Source organism: Pseudomonas sp. COR18 (genome assembly GCF_048568395.1).
Classification (GTDB): Bacteria; Pseudomonadota; Gammaproteobacteria; order Pseudomonadales; family Pseudomonadaceae; genus Aquipseudomonas; species Aquipseudomonas fuscovaginae_B.
In genome coordinates this window covers 4,577,042-4,591,952 of sequence record NZ_CP183808.1, presented here as the reverse complement: position 1 = coordinate 4,591,952, position 14,911 = coordinate 4,577,042, and the positions used below count along the sequence as shown (strand labels likewise).

The following is a 14,911-nucleotide window of genomic DNA, read 5'->3' as shown; positions in this document are numbered from 1 at the left end:
GGCTCAGAGCCCCATCTGCCTGCCGATGATCTCGTTCATCACTTCGCGGGTACCGCCGCCGATGGAGAGGATGCGGTTGTCGCGGTACAACCGCTCCACCAGGCTCTCGCGCATATAGCCGAGGCCCCCGAGGATCTGCACCGCATCGTGGGTGATCCGTTCGGCGGTATCGGTGGCGAAGTTCTTCGCCATCGACACCTCCTTGACCACGCTCTGCCCTGCCGCCATCTTCGCCGCCTGGCGATAGGTGAATTCCCGTGATACCTCCAGGGCCGTCGCCATCTCGGCCAGGCGGTGCCGGATCACCTGGAACTTGCCGATGGGTTTGCCGAAGGCTTCGCGTGCTCGCGCCCATTTCAGGCTTTCCTCCAACGCCAGCTGGGCGGTCATGTTGGCCATGATCGCCAGGGCCAGGCGTTCGTTCTGGAAGTTGCCCATGATGCAGGCAAACCCCATGTTCTCGGCACCGATCAGGTTGCCCAGCGGTACCCGGCAATCGTCGAAGAACAGTTCGGCGGTATCCGACGCCCACCAGCCCATCTTCTTCAGTTGCCGGCCGACGCTGAAGCCCGGAGTGCCCTTCTCGATCAGCAACAGGCTGATACCGCCAAAACCCGGTTCGCCGGTGCGTACCGCCACGGTGTAATAGTCGGCGCGCACGCCGCTGGTGATGAAGGTCTTGCTGCCGCTGACGCGGTAACAGTCACCATCGCGCACGGCACGGGTCTGCAGGTTGGCGACATCCGATCCGCCGCCCGGCTCGGTCACTGCCAGGGCACTGATCTTCTCGCCGGCCAGCACGGCCGGCACCACCCGCTCACGCACCTCCGGTCGCGCCCATTTGACGATGGGGGGCAGGCCGATATCCAGGGAGCCGAGGCCCGCCACCAGGCCGCCGGAGCCGCAGCGCATCAGTTCCTCGCTGGCCGCAACCTTGGCGAACAGATCGCCTTCATGGCTGCCGCCCAGCGCCTCGGGATAACCGATACCGAGGATACCGGCGGCGCCAGCCTTGAGGTAAAGCTCGCGGGGGAAGCCTTCGGCTTCTTCCCATTGCTCGATGTCCGGAAGAATTTCCCGCTCAACGAAACGCCTGACGCTGTCGCGTATCAGTTGATGGCCGGGATCGAAGTATTCCTGAAAGGCAGACATGGGCAAGCTCCCTGGGAAGACCCAGAGAACTTACCTAGCGCTTGCTTGGTTTTCAAGTCTCTTGCATGCGGTGATCTTGAGGATGCTTTCGCGGGCAAGCCACGCTCCTACAGGCCCAAGCCGGGCATCAGACTTGCGTACGACTAGGGCCCGTAGGAGCGTGGCTTGCCCGCGAAGCGCTTGGCGACTGTTAGCCGAGCACTTCACTCAAGGGAATGAAGTTCAACCCATCGCCCTCCACCAGCGTGGTCCCCTCCAGCACTTCCACCAGCCCTTCGGCCCACGCCGCACTGCGCAGGACACCGGAGCTCTGGTTGCGGTAGATGATCGCCCGGCCCTTCTCCAGCCGTGCACGCAGGTATTCGCGGCGATTGCCGGGCTTGGGCCAGGCGAACCCGGCCGGCACCCGCAAGCGCAACGGCTCGACCTCCTGCACGCCCTGGCGGCGCAGCAGGTAGGGGCGCGCCAGCAGCGCAAAGGTCACCAGGGTCGACGCCGGGTTACCCGGTAGGCCGATCACCGGCACCCCGCGAAAATGCCCGAAGGTCAGCGGCTTGCCCGGCTTGATCGCCAGTTTCCACAGGTCCAGTTCGCCGGCCTCGCGCAAGGCGATGCCGAGGAAGTCCGCTTCACCGACCGACACGCCGCCGGTGGACAGGATCAGGTCGACATCCCCCAGCTCCGCCAGGCGCTGGCGGGTGGCCGGCAGATCGTCTGGCAGGATTCCGGCATCGACCACGGTGCAACCCAGCCGCTTGAGCCAGCTGCAGAGCAGGACCCGGTTGCTGTTGTAGATCTGCCCTGGCCCCAGCGGCTGGCCCGGCTCGACCAGTTCATCACCGGTCGACAGCACCGCGACGCGCACCGGGCGGATCACCGCCAGTTCGGCACAGCCGAGTGAGGCCGCCAGCCCCTGCTCCACCGGCCCCAGGCGAGTGCCCGCCGACAAGACCCGTTCGCCGACCGTGGTTTCCTGGCCCTGGGGCCGGATGTTCTGCTGTGGCTTGAGCGGCTGGGTGAAACGTACCCGCTGATCGTCCTGCACCTCGGCGTTTTCCTGCATTTCCACGCAGTCGGCGCCGGCCGGCACCGGCGCGCCGGTGAAGATCCGTGCACAGGTGCCAGGCAGCAGCGGTTGCGGAGCCTGCCCGGCGAAAATCCGCTGGCTGACCGGCAACGGCTCGCCCTGCCAGTCGGCCAGGCGCAGCGCATAACCATCCATGGCACTGTTCGGCCAGGGCGGCAGATCGAGGCTGGAGACCAGGTCCTCGGCCAGCACCCGACCCTCGACAGCCGCCAGCGGCAGGTGCTCGACGTCGCGGATCGGCGCCGCCCCGGCCAGTTCGAGCAGCCGGGCCAAGGCGACTTCGACCGGCATCAGCGCACCGCTCTTGCCCGGCTTACCCGCGTGATTCACAAGGCGCCGCCTGTTTCAGGTGTGGAACGAAGTTGCAGGGGCGGTGACGCGAGTCCAGCTGTTCGGCGAGGATACCGTCCCAGCCGGTGCGCACCGCGTTGGTCGAACCCGGCAGGCAGCAGACCAGCGTACCGTTGGCCAGGCCGGCCAGGGCCCGCGACTGCACGGTGGAGGTGCCGATATCGGCCACGGAAATCTGCCGGAACAGTTCGCCGAAACCGTCGACCTGCTTGTCCAGCAGGCAGGTCACCGCCTCCGGGGTACTGTCACGGCCGGTGAAGCCGGTGCCGCCGGTGATCAGCACGACCTGGACCACCTCCTCGGCGATCCAGGTGGCGACCTGGGCACGGATCCGATACAGGTCATCCTTGAGCAGCACCCGCTCGGCCAGGTGGTGGCCGGCGGCAGTCAGGCGATCGACGAAGACCTGCCCGGAGGTGTCGGTTTCCAGGGTACGGGTATCACTGACAGTCAGGACCGCGATATTCAGCGGTACAAAAGGGTTATCAGCCTTGGCTTTCATAGGCTCGGTCCAATGTGATGGAAGAATGCGTTGTCGGAGAAACAGGCCGGTGTTATATCACAGCGTTGCCTGTTACAAGTGCGCTCCTTGAGTGACACGACCATCGCCTTCGAGACCCGCCATGCCGCTGACCGACTTCTCCATCCTGCTCCTGGCCGGCGGCCGCGGCCAACGCATGGGCGGCCGGGACAAGGGCCTGCTGCCCTGGCGAGGCCAGCCATTGATCGCCCATCTGCATGCCACGGCGCGGCCACTGACCGACGACCTGATCATCTCCTGCAACCGTAACCAGGAACGCTATGCGGTCTATGCCGATCGCCTGGTCAGCGACGACAGCAGCGATTTCCCCGGGCCCCTGGCCGGGATTCGCGCCGGCCTGGCGGTGGCACGTCACCCGCATCTGCTGGTGCTGCCCTGCGATGTGCCACAGGTCGATCGGTCACTGCTGCAGAGCATGCTCGAGGTGGCCGGCGAGCACCCACAGCAGCCGCTGATGGTGCGCCAGGGCGAATACTGGGAACCGCTGTTCTGCGTGATCCCGGTGGCGCTGGCCGACGCCTTCGAACGCGCCTGGGCGGCAGGCGAGCGCAGCCCGCGGCAGGTCATGCTGCCGTTGCAGGCCCAGGCCCTGCAGTGCCCGGCAGGCGACGCCAGGCTGGCCAACCTCAACACTCCGCAATTGCTTCAGCATTGCGACAGCAGGCTCGATGGACAGCCGCAAGGAACTTGCCGAAAATAATGGCGTCCTAGCAGTAATCCATCCGTATTTTTTCTGGAGAAGCACCATGACCCAACGGACCCTCGCCGCACTCATGCTGACTGTGGGCCTGGCCACCCTCGCCGGTTGCTCGACGCCGACGGTGATCACCCTGAACGACGGGCGTGAGATTCAGGCGGTGGACACTCCCAAGTACGATTCCGACTCGGGCTTCTACGAGTTCAAGCAACTGGACGGCAAGAACACCCGTATCAACAAGGACCAGGTGCGTACCGTCAAGGAGCTGTAAGCCCTTTCAGGATCACCAGCAAAGCCCGCCGCGTGCGGGCTTTGTCGTTTCCGACGACCAGAAAGTCGCCACCCGGCACGATCCGCCGCCCAAGCCTATTCTGTAGGTGTCCCCCCTATCGGGGCCAGCCAGCTTGCGGAAGACGAATCATGAAAGTGCTCATGCTCCATGGCATCAATCACGACCTGTTCGGCAAACGCGCACCGATCCGCCATGGCGGTATCACACTCAGGCAGATCGATGCCCGTTTGCTGAAACTGGCCAGGGAGCTGGAAGTCGACATCACCAGCTACCAGACCAACCACGAAGGAGCGATGTGCGCACGGATCCAGCAGGCTGCCCGCGACCATGTGGACGCGGTGCTGATCAACCCCGGGGCCTGGACCCACAGCAGCTACGATATTCGCGATGCCCTGGCCGACCTGAGGGTGCCGGTGGTGGAACTGCACATGTCGAACATCCATGGACGCGAGACCCTGCACCAGCCCTCGGTGCTGGCCGACGTGAGCATGGGGCAGATCTGCGGCTTCGGGGTCGACAGCTACCTGCTCGGCCTGCGGGCGGTAGTCAACGCGGCCCACGCCATGACGAGCCGGATGTTCAGGGCTACCAGTGCAGGGTGATTTCGCTCTGGAACCGACGCACCTGCCCCGTCACCGGATCGACGAAACGCAGCCCCTTGGCCAGCAGCTTGAGCGGGTTGGCGTAGTCGTCCTCGACGTCCTTGAGCACCTGTGGATAAAACGGGTCATTGCAGATCGCCGCGCCCAGGGCGGCCATGTGCACGCGCAACTGATGCTTCTTGCCGGTCACCGGGGACAGGGCGTAGCGCCACAGGTCACCGTTCTTTTCGGCGACCTCGATCAGCGTCTCGGTATTGCTGGCGCCCTCGCCTTCGCACATGCGGAAGAACGGCTCGCCATCGACCAGCCGGCTCTTGTGCACCCGCGGGAAGTCCAGCCCTGGCAGGGCCGGGGCGATCGCCTCGTAGAACTTGTCGATCTGCCGGGTCGGAAACAGCGACTGATAGGCCGAGCGTGTCGCGGGGTTCGCCGAAAACAGCACCAGCCCGGCGGTATGCCGATCGATGCGGTGAAGGGGCACCAGGTGAGGGTTGTCCAGACGGCGGATCAACCGGCGCAGCAAGGTCTGCTCGACGTACCCGCCGGCCGGGGTCACCGGCAGGAAATGTGGCTTGTCCGCCACCACCAGGTGCTCGTCGGCATACAGAATCGCCTCCGTGACCGGAATCGCTGCCTCGTTCGGCACCTCGCGAAAGTAGTAGATCTTCAGCCCTTCGCGATAGGCCAGTTGTGCCGTGATCGGCACACCCTGGGCATCGAGCACCCGCCCGCGGGCGATCCGGTCGAGCCACTGCTCGCGACCGATGGCCGGGAAATGCCCGCACAGGCAGTCCAGCACGGTAGGCCAGCTACCCGGTGGCAGATACAGGGTGCTGGCCTGGTTTTCGGCGGCATTGAACAGTGAAGCGGACATGACGGGGGCTCGAACGGCGGGCTGGGCCGACATTATCGAGCAAGACCCCGCCGCCCCGTCAATCGATCGTGCCGGTTGGCCTCAACCGGCCGCCACCTGGCTCTTGAGCAGTGGCGAGCCACTGGCCGCCTCGGTGTAGTCCTTCAGCCAGCGCAGCACATCCACCGCTTCCCAGCGCCCCGGGTCGTAGAGCGCGTAGAGCAGCCCCTGGTAGCCCACCACATCCAGCTGGCGGTGATAACCCGCGCGCTGGAACAGTGCCTCGATTTCCGCGAAACAGGTGTTGAAATGCAGCTTGTTGAACGGTGTCTTGCCTTCCGTCACCAGCCCATCGAGTCGCAACTCCAGCACCGCCTCGCGCACCACATCGGCGGACATGCGATTGACGCTGGATTTCAATTGTTCGACATTGACCATGCTTTACCCTCTTGATCTTCCTGGTTTCATCCCCGGGTGCGCATGTCGTGGTGGACATCCTGTCACCAACACCGGGACAAAACTGTATGAATATACAGTAACTGAATTTTACGCAATTCGCCAACGGATTCCTGCCGCACGAGCGGTCATGACTCCCTGGGGTGGACCTTGCCATAGACGTTGCCGCCGATGAACGAGCCCACCGTACCGAGGATCACCATGGCATAGGTTGCGCCATCAATCTTTCCATACCATGTCAGGGTCGCGGTGCTCATACCAACCACCAACATCGCGAGAAACTTGCGTCCCCCCAGTTGGTTGACCAGCAACACTTGTCTCCCTTTCATTTCACTTCCTCCCTGCACCACGCATGCGTGCTGCGTCAAAACGTCATGCCTGGACGTAAGCACAGCCGTTTTCCAGGTGCAAGCCAGGGTAATCTGATGAAACAGAAGGGCCGGGAAAGGCTCTGGCAGGCGCGCTCAGCGCACGAAGGCCACGACCTGTTCGGCATCGAAGGGCCAGCCGAGTTCGGCACCGGTATCCACCCGGCGCAATACCGGAATCCGCAGGCCGTAGCGCTCGAACAGGGACTCGTCGTCGGCGATGTCCACCAGTTCCACCAGCAGGCCGTGCTCCACCAGCGGCATCAGCACCGCTTCGGCGACTTCGCAGAGGTGGCAACCCAAGGTGCCGAAGAGTTGGCATTCAGGCAGCATGGCGAGGGGTCCTGGGCAGGGGAAAACCTCATTCTAGGCCGCCCCCCCGCCTGCGTCGAGCCGACGCTCAGAGCACGAAGCGCAGCCGGCGGCTGAGCAGGATCAGCAGCGGCGCGGCGGCAAGCGCCAGCAACAGCACGATGGCGGTCATCGCGTTTCCGTAGGGGATGCCCAGCGCCAATGCCCCATAGAGAAACAGCGGATGCACGTAGTAGAGCGCCGAGGACAGCTTGGCGTTGCGGCTGCTGGTGGAGGGGCGGAAAAACACGAAGGGCAGCAGGAACAGCGCCGGCGTGATCAGCGGCAATGACAGCAGGAAGTCGAAGTTCTGCCGGGCATCGGCCTGGTGCGAGTAGTTCAGCCAGGCTTCGCCGAACACCAGCAGCAGGCTGATCACCAGGGCCGTGCACACTTGCGCCCGGGTAACCCGCTCCGGCACCTGGTGCCGGGCCAATAGAAAGCCCAGCGCCATGAACGGGAAGCCCATGAACAGGAAATTGCGTGCGGTGTAGTCGTTCTGGTTGAAGTGCTGGAGAAAGGCGTTGGGCAGCTCGAAATAGACCCGGGCATATTGCAGCACCAGGCCGATCGTGAAGGCACCCAGCGCCAGGACCACCAGCAGCCCGGTCGGGCGTCCGCGCAGCAGGTACAGGATCAGGCCGCCGCCGAGCATGCCGAGCAGGTACCAGAGGTGGAAGTAGCCGATCACGAACTGCTTGACGATCCACAGCACCCCACCGACGCTGCCCAGTGCCTGGAGACTGACATAGGTCGGGCTGTAGACCAGCATCCAGAAGAGATACAGCAGCAGCCCGCGCCTGAACCAGACGGCGAACGAGTGGCCGGAATCCAGGGTTTTCCACAGGTAGTAGCCATTGATCACGAAGAAGGTCGGCACCGCGACCCGGAACAGACCGTTGCACAGCAGGTAGCCCACCGCCGTGTAGTTGCCGCCCATGAAATGACAGTGCAACACCACCACGAACACCGCCAGCACAACCTTCAGCGCATCCAGGTTACCGTTGAGGACTTTGGACATCGGCACTCACCTGCTTTCCGGCAAGGAATCGGACGGCTTGCGCGACGAGGCGCGGCGAAACCGGCGGTTGCAGTAGCGGGTCGCCCGATCGAGCACCGGTTTCTCGAAAAACGAGTAGCCGACCCAGCCGTAGCACAACACCGCCGCCAGCATCAGCAGCAGGAACAGCAGGTTGTCCAGCAGGCTGCCTGGCCAGTTGCCGATCACCAGCCAGGTCCGACCGACCACGCCCAGCACCAGCAGATGCGACAGATAAATCGTGTAGGACATGTCACCGGTGAACACCAGCGGCGTCGGGATACGGATCAGCTGACGCCGTTCGAGCAGCACCAGCGACAGGGTCAGGGCACCGAACACCAGGCCCACCGAGAGCATCCGCAACAGCCCTTCCTGCTGGAACAACTGGTAGTGATAGATCAGCGGAAAGCCCAGCAGCAGGCTGGCCGCGAACAGCAGCCAGAGCGCCGGCGTCGGCACCCTTGCGCTGTGCGGCCCGTAGAAGAACAGTGCCAGGGCGCTGCCGACGATGAACTCCAGGGCATAGGGGTGCAGGATGATTTTCAGGGCCGGTCCATGGGCCTGCCAGGAACCGAGCAGGTTGAACACCAGCAGTGCCAGCGCCCAGGCCAGCAGCAGAGCTGGCAACCAGCGCTCGCGAAAGGCCAGCAGCCCGCTGAACACCAGGTAGAACCACAGCTCGAACACCAGTGACCAGGCCACCATCACCAGCAGCACGCGCTCGTTGGGCAGCAGCAGGAACGACATCAGCAGGTTGGAACCGCCGTGGGAGCTGTTGACCAGCGTCGGCGAGGCCAGATACACCGCCAGGGTGATGAAGAAATACAGCCAGTAGTTGGGGTAGATCCGCGACACGCGGTTGAACAGGAAGCGCTGGAACTGCGCCTTGTCCTGGAAGCGGCCACGGGTGACGATCACCATGACGAAACCGCTGATGACGAAGAACAGGTCGACGCCCAGCTGGAAGAAATCCACCAGCGCCGGCAGCAGGGTATCGCCGCCAGAGTACTTGAGCTCCACCGCCGCCATGTGAAACAGCACTACCCCAACCACTGCCGCCCCTCTAAGGCCCTGCAGCGAATACAGCCGCTCCATGCTTCTCTCCGTTGTCACGCCTGTGCTCCGGCATTCCGAGATTGAGCATAGCGAACCGTGCCGGATATGAGACATTGCCACTGGCGGATGATTTCCATCAACCCTGGTTTCGATCATCTGCGAGAAACTGACGGCTTTTTTCCGGTTACTTTTTCCGGGCCATTTTTCCGAACCGTTGCGGAGATGCTTGTGTTTGCCAATCTGTTGATCATTCTCGCCTCGTCACTGGTAGTGATTGCGCTGTTCCGGCGCCTGCAGTTGCCACCGGTGCTGGGTTACCTGTGCGTCGGGCTGCTGGTGGGGCCGACCGCCTTCGACTGGGTCAACGACAACGAAGCGCTGCCGGACCTGGCCGAGCTGGGCGTGGTGTTCCTGCTGTTCTCCCTGGGCCTGGAGTTTTCCCTGTCGAAGATGCTCGCCCTGCGGCGTGTGGTCTTCGGCCTGGGCAGCCTGCAAGTGGTCTGCACCGGGGCGGTGCTGGGCGCGCTGCTGGCATTCTTCGGCATGCCGCTGGCGGCGGCGCTGATGCTCGGGACGGGGCTGGCCCTGTCCTCGACCGCCATCGTCAGCAAGGAGCTGACCAGCCTCGGGGAGATCTTCAGCAGCCATGGCCAGAACGCGATTGGCGTGCTGCTGTTCCAGGATGTCATCGCGGTCCTGCTGCTGACGCTGGTCCCGGTGTTCGCCGGCAGCAGCGACCAGGCCTGGTACTGGGCGCTGCCACTCACCCTGGGCAAGACCCTGGTGCTGTTCGTCGGCCTGCTGCTGGCCAGCCGCTGGCTGCTGCCACGGTTGTTCCATGAGGTCGCCGCCTCGCACTCGGCGGAACTGTTCGTACTGCTGGCCCTGGTGATCGTGCTGCTGACCGCCTGGCTGACCCACCTGCTGGGCCTGTCGCCCGCCCTGGGCGCTTTTCTCGCCGGCATGCTGCTGGGGGAAAGCCACTATCGTCATCAGATCGAGGCCGATATCCGCCCGTTTCGCGACATCCTGCTCGGCCTGTTCTTCGTCAGTATCGGCATGCTGATCGATCTGCAACTGTTCGCCCATCATGGCCTGCTGATCCTCGGCCTGACCCTGGCCCTGCTGCTGATCAAGGGCTCAGTGGTGGCGCTGCTGGTCAGGGGTCGCGGCAGCGATGCGGAAACCGCCTGGCGCAGCGGCCTGGCCCTGGCCCAGGGCGGCGAGTTCTGTTTCGCCCTGATGGCCCAGATGCAACAGAACCGGTTGATGCCCGCCGATATCAGCGGTCCGTTGCTGGCGGCGACCTTCTGCTCCATGGTCATGACCCCCTTGCTGCTGCGCGCCGCGCCACGGATCGCCGCCACGCTGCATCGCAAGCCGAACCAGGAAGCCCGCCTGGAGGAAATCAGCGCACTGAACGCCGAATTGCACGGGCATGTGGTGATCTGCGGCTACGGCCGTGTCGGCCAGTCCATCGGCCGCTTCCTGCGCCGCGAGCAGCAGCCCTTCGTCGCGCTCGACGACGATCCGGTACGGGTGAGCGAAGCCGCCGCCGGCGAAAGCTGCGTGCACTACGGCGACTCACGCCGTGGCGACCTGCTGAGCGCCGTGGGCCTGGAGCGGGCACGCCTGCTGGTGGTCGCGGTGGACAAGACCGATATCGCCATGCAGGTGCTCAGGGAGGCCCGCCGGCTCAGCGCCACGGTCCCGATCCTGGTCCGGACCCGCGATGACAGCCAGCTCACCGAGTTGAAAGAGGCTGGCGCCAGCGAGGTGGTGCCGGAGTTGCTGGAGTCGAGCCTGATGCTCGCCTCCCATGCACTGGTGATGCTCGGGGTCGAGGAGCAGCGGGTACGGGCCGGAATCAACGAAGTACGGCACAGCCGCTACAAGTTGCTGCGCGGTTTCTACCACGGGGCGCAGACCAACCTGCTGGGCAGCCAGGGCCAGCCCAGGGTGCTGATGCATGCGGTGAACCTCGGGGCCGACGCCCATGCCTGCGGCCGCTCGGTCAATGACCTGGCCCTTGAACAGCTGGGGGTCGAGATTCAGGGACTGCAGCGCGGCGGCAGCGAACTGGCAGTCGATGCCGATACCACGCTGCAGGCCGGCGACACCGTACGGGTGTCCGGGCCTCTGGCAGCCATCGAGGCCTGCGAGGCCCGATTGCTGGGTGGGTAGAATTCAGTCCTGGCTCACGGCGCCGATCTTGTGAATCGACAGGTCGGCGCCGTAATACTCTTCTTCCTGACTCAGCCGCAGGCCGTGTACGGCCCTGATCAGCCCATACACCGCAAACCCGCCGACCAGTGCCACGACCACACCCAGCGCCGTGCCGATCAATTGGCTGACCAGGCTGACGCCACCCAGGCCCCCCAGCGCCTGCTGGCCGAAGATCCCGCAGGCAATCCCGCCCCATACGCCGCACAGCCCGTGCAGCGGCCAGACACCCAGCACATCGTCGATCTTCCATTTGCTCTGCACGGCAATGAAGCACCAGACGAACAGGCCGCCCGCCACCACCCCGGTCACCAGCGCCCCCACCGGATGCATCAGGTCGGAACCGGCACAGATCGCCACCAACCCGGCCAACGGGCCATTGTGCAGGAAGCCCGGGTCATTGCGGCCGATGATCAGCGCCGCCACCGTACCGCCAACCATCGCCATCAGCGAGTTCACCGCCACCAGGCCACTGACGCCCTGCAAGGTCTGGGCGCTCATCACGTTGAAGCCGAACCAGCCGACGATCAGGATCCACGAGCCCAGCGCCAGGAACGGAATACTCGACGGCGCGAACGCCACCAGCCGCCCTTCACGGTAGCGCCCCTGGCGCGGCCCCAGCAGCAACACCGCCGCCAGCGCCAGCCAGCCGCCCATGGTGTGCACCACCACGGAGCCGGCGAAGTCATGGAAGCTTGCGCCAAAGCGCGCCAGCAGCCAGGCTTGCAGGCCGAAATTGCCATTCCAGACCGCGCCTTCGAAAAACGGATAGACGAACGCGACGATCAGCGCCGTGGCGCACAACTGCGGGGCAAACTTCGCCCGCTCGGCGATCCCGCCGGAAATGATCGCGGGAATGGCCGCGGCGAAAGTCAGCAGGAAGAAGAACTTCACCAGCCCGTAGCCGTGATCGCCGCTGATCTGTGCCGCTGGCTGCAGAAAGCTCACGCCATAGGCGATCCAGTAGCCGACGAAGAAATACACCAGGGTCGAGATGGCGAAATCGCTGAGGATTTTCGACAGCGCGTTCACCTGGTTCTTCTGGCGTACGGTACCGACTTCAAGAAAGGCAAAGCCGGCGTGCATGAACAGCACCATGATCGCGCCGAGCAGGATGAACAGGGTGTTGGAACCATGGACCAGACTATCCACGGCACTTTGCAAATTTTCCATGGGACGGCAGACCTGAAGTCAGGGAAAGGCACCGCGGCTGTTCGGGACACCGGTTTTTTCGCACTCTATTGGCGCACGCCGGGCAGGCAGCGAACCGCTTTGGCGCAGCACGAAAAACAGGCTCGGTGGCCGCTTCGGTTTTTTCCGCGTGTTTCGATTATTTAAGGTAAGGTTTTCGTGGTGCGCGCCCATAAACGCCCGGATACGGCGCACGGGCCTGCGACCACGCACCAGCACACAGCAAAAGCTGTACCAGTCGATTGCAGTGAACCTTCGGACAAGGCCCGCACTCGAACCTTTCACACGCCTCTCAAGGAGATATGCCCCTATGGCCCGCAATCCGGCAAAGACTGCTCAGGAAATATTGATGGCGGATTTTCAGACCTTGGTCAGCGACGCCGAGCGTTTGCTGGAACACACCGCGGGCCTGGCCGGCGAACAGGCTGACGAGCTGCGAGTGCAGATTCACGACAGCCTGTCGAAAGCCCGGGAGACCCTGCAGTTGACCGAGGCGACCCTGCGTGAGCGGAGCAAGGAAGCCGTGGTCGCGGCCGAAGACTATGTCCAGGCCAACCCCTGGCAATCGGTGGGCATCGCCGCCGGCCTCGGTTTTATCGTCGGCCTGCTGGTTACACGGCGCTGATCATGGCTATCGACGAAGCGCAAAACACCGGCTCCTCCAGCCGGCGCCTGGGTGCCGCCGTCCTCGGCCTGCTGCACAGCCATATCGAGCTGTTCGGCATCGAGCTGCAGGAACAGAAGGCCCGCACTGTCAGCCTGCTGCTGTTCGCCGGGCTGGCGCTGGTCTTCGCCCTGCTGCTGCTGATCGGCCTGTCGGCACTGGTGCTGATTCTGGTCTGGGACACCTACCGCCTGGCCGGCATCATCGGCTTGTGCGTCTTCTACAGCCTGGCCGCCCTGTTCTGTGGCCTGCGCCTGAAGGCGGCCGTCTTCGATGAGTCCTCTCCCTTCCACGCCACGCTCGAAGAGCTGGCCAACGACCGCAAGCGACTGCTGCCATGAGCCTGCCAGAACTGCCACAAGGCAACTCCCGCCGGGAGATGCGCAAGGCACTGATCCGCCTGCGCATGGAAATGCATCGACAGGAAATCCGCCACGAATCCCGGCAACTGCTGGAGCCGTTGCAGCGCGTGCGCGGGCTGGGCCGCAACTGGCAGGAAAACCTCGGCATCAAGCACGCTCCCCTGTGGGGTATCGCCGTGGTCACACTGCTGGGCTTCCTTGGCGGCAAGGGCGCCAAGGGTGCCGGGGTCGGCGGTCTGTCCCGCCTGGTGCGCCTGGGCACCAGCCTGCTGCCGCTGATCAGGCTGGTCATGCAGGGCTCATCCGGAAAACGTTGACGGCAGTGGAGCTGGCTGCATTCTTGCAAAGATAACTGATCGAACAATAACCGCCGGTTGTTTTCGGCGGTTGGCGACCCCGCTGCCTGCCCACGAGCCACCAGCCGACAAACCGCCTCAGGAGGCTCCGTGATCGACGGGCAACCGCTCGCTTGCTTTCAGCCATTCATCGATACCGCGACGGGGCGCATAGCCGGCGTCGAGGTCCTGGGCCGCCTGCGCCAGGCGAACGGGCAACTGGTCTCCGTCGGCCCCCTGTTCAGCGACCCGCTGACACCCGCAGCAGACCTGCTGGACCTCGACCGGCAACTGCGCGATGACGCCCTGAGCCGGCTGCACGAAGCCCCGCCAGAGTGGTTTCTGAGCCTCAACATATCGCCTCGCTGGATCAGCCTGTTGACACCGGGCCAGGCCCTGCCGAGCCTGCAACAATTGCAACGGCACGGCGTGGACCCGGCCCGCATCGTCTTCGAGATCACCGAACTGGATGGCGACAGCCAGCAACTGTCCCAGGTGGTCGAGCGCTATCGCCAGGCCGGCGCCCGGATCGCCATCGACGACTTCGGTGCCGGCTACTCGCAACTGGATCGGGTACTGGCCCTGCAGCCGGATATTCTCAAGCTCGACATGCGCCTGTTCCAGGCGGCGGCCCGTGGCGGACCGAGCAGCGAGGTGGTCAAGGCGCTCGCGCAGATGGCGGAAAAGACCGGCTGCTGGATCATTGCCGAAGGGGTCGAAACCGAGGAAGAGTTGAACTTCGCCCTCGAATGCGGTTCACGCTATGTTCAGGGTTATCTGTTCGCCAAGGCCGAACAGGCGTTTTTCCCCAGCGACAGGTTCGTCAGGCAATTCGCCGAACTGCGCGAACGCTATGTCCAGCGCAAGCTCGCCGAGCGCGCGCAGTTGATGAAGCTGCGCCAGCAACTGGGTGAACTGATGGGCATCCTCCAGGCCTGGGCCCAGGCGCAGGCGCCCCTCAGCCAACTGCCACGGCTGGACAGCTACCCCTGGCTGCTGCGTTTCTACCAGTGCGACCGCCACGGCACGCAACTCACACCCAACGTGGAATGGCGCAACCAGGCCTGGCAGGCCGACAACAGCTATGTGGGCCACAACTGGTCATGGCGCCCGTACTTCTATCACCTGCTCGCCGAAGGCTGGGATGGGCGGCGCCTGACGCTGTCCGGCACCTACCGCGACGCCACCACCAACCAGTACTGCCTGACCGCCGGGCAATTCTTCGACGATGGCCGGCGCCTGCTGCTCATCGATATCGATGCCGCCATCCTCTAGGGGCCTGCGTGGCTGA

Annotated in this window: 18 protein-coding genes; 8 read left to right on the top strand and 10 right to left on the bottom strand. The window is 64.3% G+C overall.

All coding sequences use genetic code 11. The features are described 5' to 3' along the window. Nucleotides 1-3: 3 nt before the first annotated feature. The 3 genes from ACM62G_RS21290 to moaB all read right to left on the bottom strand — a co-directional run bounded on the left by ACM62G_RS21290 (nt 4) and on the right by moaB (nt 3,092). Nucleotides 4-1,152 (bottom strand): acyl-CoA dehydrogenase family protein, encoded by a 1,149-nt coding sequence (locus ACM62G_RS21290; protein ID WP_419735481.1) that lies wholly within the window; start codon nt 1,150-1,152, stop codon nt 4-6. 190 nt (nt 1,153-1,342) lie between these two features. Continuing rightward, nucleotides 1,343-2,530, bottom strand: a complete 1,188-nt coding sequence (glp, locus tag ACM62G_RS21285) for a gephyrin-like molybdotransferase Glp (RefSeq protein ID WP_419737543.1) — start codon at nt 2,528-2,530, stop codon at nt 1,343-1,345. A gap of 22 nt (nt 2,531-2,552) precedes the next feature. Continuing rightward, nucleotides 2,553-3,092, bottom strand: a complete 540-nt coding sequence (gene moaB, locus ACM62G_RS21280) for a molybdenum cofactor biosynthesis protein B (protein ID WP_419735480.1) — start codon at nt 3,090-3,092, stop codon at nt 2,553-2,555. A gap of 121 nt (nt 3,093-3,213) precedes the next feature. On the opposite strand from moaB, the gene mobA reads away from it, so the two are divergent. The 3 genes from mobA (at nt 3,214) to ACM62G_RS21265 (ending at nt 4,722) form a co-directional block, all read left to right on the top strand. Further along, a complete protein-coding gene (gene mobA / locus ACM62G_RS21275) occupies nt 3,214-3,831 on the top strand; it encodes a molybdenum cofactor guanylyltransferase MobA (RefSeq protein ID WP_419735479.1) in 618 nt (205 codons plus the stop codon). 46 nt (nt 3,832-3,877) lie between these two features. Beyond that, nucleotides 3,878-4,099, top strand: coding sequence for a YgdI/YgdR family lipoprotein (locus tag ACM62G_RS21270; protein WP_054058806.1), 222 nt, complete (start codon nt 3,878-3,880; stop codon nt 4,097-4,099). 149 nt (nt 4,100-4,248) lie between these two features. Next, nucleotides 4,249-4,722, top strand: coding sequence for a type II 3-dehydroquinate dehydratase (locus ACM62G_RS21265; protein WP_054058807.1), 474 nt, complete (start codon nt 4,249-4,251; stop codon nt 4,720-4,722). Here the strand turns inward: ACM62G_RS21265 and ACM62G_RS21260 are convergent. The 6 genes from ACM62G_RS21260 to ACM62G_RS21235 all read right to left on the bottom strand — a co-directional run bounded on the left by ACM62G_RS21260 (nt 4,706) and on the right by ACM62G_RS21235 (nt 8,884). Beyond that, nucleotides 4,706-5,596: a pseudouridine synthase gene (locus ACM62G_RS21260; protein WP_273825470.1), complete on the bottom strand. Its 891-nt coding sequence runs from the start codon at nt 5,594-5,596 to the stop codon at nt 4,706-4,708. The genes ACM62G_RS21265 and ACM62G_RS21260 overlap by 17 nt on opposite strands. A gap of 81 nt (nt 5,597-5,677) precedes the next feature. Beyond that, nucleotides 5,678-6,013 carry a hypothetical protein gene (locus tag ACM62G_RS21255; protein ID WP_054058809.1) on the bottom strand — a complete coding sequence of 112 codons (336 nt, stop codon included), beginning with the start codon at nt 6,011-6,013 and terminating at the stop codon, nt 5,678-5,680. A gap of 146 nt (nt 6,014-6,159) precedes the next feature. Beyond that, nucleotides 6,160-6,345, bottom strand: a complete 186-nt coding sequence (locus ACM62G_RS21250) for a hypothetical protein (RefSeq protein WP_419735478.1) — start codon at nt 6,343-6,345, stop codon at nt 6,160-6,162. Nucleotides 6,346-6,495: 150 nt separating this feature from the next. Continuing rightward, the gene (locus ACM62G_RS21245) at nt 6,496-6,732 is read right to left on the bottom strand and encodes a glutaredoxin family protein (RefSeq protein WP_054058810.1); all 237 of its coding nucleotides are present in this window, start codon (nt 6,730-6,732) and stop codon (nt 6,496-6,498) included. A gap of 67 nt (nt 6,733-6,799) precedes the next feature. After that, on the bottom strand, nt 6,800-7,771 hold the full coding sequence (locus ACM62G_RS21240) for an acyltransferase family protein (protein WP_273825471.1): 972 nt from the start codon (nt 7,769-7,771) through the stop codon (nt 6,800-6,802). 6 nt (nt 7,772-7,777) lie between these two features. After that, the gene (locus ACM62G_RS21235; RefSeq protein ID WP_273825472.1) at nt 7,778-8,884 is read right to left on the bottom strand and encodes an acyltransferase family protein; all 1,107 of its coding nucleotides are present in this window, start codon (nt 8,882-8,884) and stop codon (nt 7,778-7,780) included. Between the two features lie 189 nt (nt 8,885-9,073). On the opposite strand from ACM62G_RS21235, the gene ACM62G_RS21230 reads away from it, so the two are divergent. Then, nucleotides 9,074-11,029: a monovalent cation:proton antiporter family protein gene (locus ACM62G_RS21230; protein WP_054058812.1), complete on the top strand. Its 1,956-nt coding sequence runs from the start codon at nt 9,074-9,076 to the stop codon at nt 11,027-11,029. Between the two features lie 3 nt (nt 11,030-11,032). Here the strand turns inward: ACM62G_RS21230 and ACM62G_RS21225 are convergent, their stop codons facing one another. Continuing rightward, on the bottom strand, nt 11,033-12,241 hold the full coding sequence (locus tag ACM62G_RS21225; protein ID WP_419735477.1) for an ammonium transporter: 1,209 nt from the start codon (nt 12,239-12,241) through the stop codon (nt 11,033-11,035). Between the two features lie 328 nt (nt 12,242-12,569). Here ACM62G_RS21225 and ACM62G_RS21220 point away from each other — a divergent pair, with 328 nt between their 5' ends. From ACM62G_RS21220 to ACM62G_RS21205, 4 genes are all read left to right on the top strand, one after another. Next, nucleotides 12,570-12,884, top strand: coding sequence for a DUF883 family protein (locus tag ACM62G_RS21220; protein ID WP_419735476.1), 315 nt, complete (start codon nt 12,570-12,572; stop codon nt 12,882-12,884). Nucleotides 12,885-12,886: 2 nt separating this feature from the next. Beyond that, the gene (locus ACM62G_RS21215) at nt 12,887-13,264 is read left to right on the top strand and encodes a phage holin family protein (protein WP_054058815.1); all 378 of its coding nucleotides are present in this window, start codon (nt 12,887-12,889) and stop codon (nt 13,262-13,264) included. Continuing rightward, nucleotides 13,261-13,602 (top strand): hypothetical protein, encoded by a 342-nt coding sequence (locus ACM62G_RS21210; RefSeq protein WP_054058816.1) that lies wholly within the window; start codon nt 13,261-13,263, stop codon nt 13,600-13,602. Before ACM62G_RS21215 ends, ACM62G_RS21210 begins: the two co-directional genes overlap by 4 nt. Nucleotides 13,603-13,731: 129 nt before the next feature. Continuing rightward, on the top strand, nt 13,732-14,895 hold the full coding sequence (locus ACM62G_RS21205; protein WP_054058817.1) for an EAL domain-containing protein: 1,164 nt from the start codon (nt 13,732-13,734) through the stop codon (nt 14,893-14,895). Nucleotides 14,896-14,911 lie beyond the last annotated feature (16 nt).

What these genes read in the sequence shown, in the direction of transcription:
- ACM62G_RS21290 (WP_419735481.1), bottom strand. Translation starts at nt 1,152, where the DNA reads ATGTCTGCCTTTCAGGAATACTTCGATCCCGGCCATCAACTGATACGC.
- glp (WP_419737543.1), bottom strand. Translation starts at nt 2,530, where the DNA reads ATGCCGGTCGAAGTCGCCTTGGCCCGGCTGCTCGAACTGGCCGGGGCG.
- moaB (WP_419735480.1), bottom strand. Translation starts at nt 3,092, where the DNA reads ATGAAAGCCAAGGCTGATAACCCTTTTGTACCGCTGAATATCGCGGTC.
- mobA (WP_419735479.1), top strand. Translation starts at nt 3,214, where the DNA reads ATGCCGCTGACCGACTTCTCCATCCTGCTCCTGGCCGGCGGCCGCGGC.
- ACM62G_RS21270 (WP_054058806.1), top strand. Translation starts at nt 3,878, where the DNA reads ATGACCCAACGGACCCTCGCCGCACTCATGCTGACTGTGGGCCTGGCC.
- ACM62G_RS21265 (WP_054058807.1), top strand. Translation starts at nt 4,249, where the DNA reads ATGAAAGTGCTCATGCTCCATGGCATCAATCACGACCTGTTCGGCAAA.
- ACM62G_RS21260 (WP_273825470.1), bottom strand. Translation starts at nt 5,596, where the DNA reads ATGTCCGCTTCACTGTTCAATGCCGCCGAAAACCAGGCCAGCACCCTG.
- ACM62G_RS21255 (WP_054058809.1), bottom strand. Translation starts at nt 6,013, where the DNA reads ATGGTCAATGTCGAACAATTGAAATCCAGCGTCAATCGCATGTCCGCC.
- ACM62G_RS21245 (WP_054058810.1), bottom strand. Translation starts at nt 6,732, where the DNA reads ATGCTGCCTGAATGCCAACTCTTCGGCACCTTGGGTTGCCACCTCTGC.
- ACM62G_RS21240 (WP_273825471.1), bottom strand. Translation starts at nt 7,771, where the DNA reads ATGTCCAAAGTCCTCAACGGTAACCTGGATGCGCTGAAGGTTGTGCTG.
- ACM62G_RS21235 (WP_273825472.1), bottom strand. Translation starts at nt 8,884, where the DNA reads ATGGAGCGGCTGTATTCGCTGCAGGGCCTTAGAGGGGCGGCAGTGGTT.
- ACM62G_RS21225 (WP_419735477.1), bottom strand. Translation starts at nt 12,241, where the DNA reads ATGGAAAATTTGCAAAGTGCCGTGGATAGTCTGGTCCATGGTTCCAAC.
- ACM62G_RS21220 (WP_419735476.1), top strand. Translation starts at nt 12,570, where the DNA reads ATGGCCCGCAATCCGGCAAAGACTGCTCAGGAAATATTGATGGCGGAT.
- ACM62G_RS21215 (WP_054058815.1), top strand. Translation starts at nt 12,887, where the DNA reads ATGGCTATCGACGAAGCGCAAAACACCGGCTCCTCCAGCCGGCGCCTG.
- ACM62G_RS21210 (WP_054058816.1), top strand. Translation starts at nt 13,261, where the DNA reads ATGAGCCTGCCAGAACTGCCACAAGGCAACTCCCGCCGGGAGATGCGC.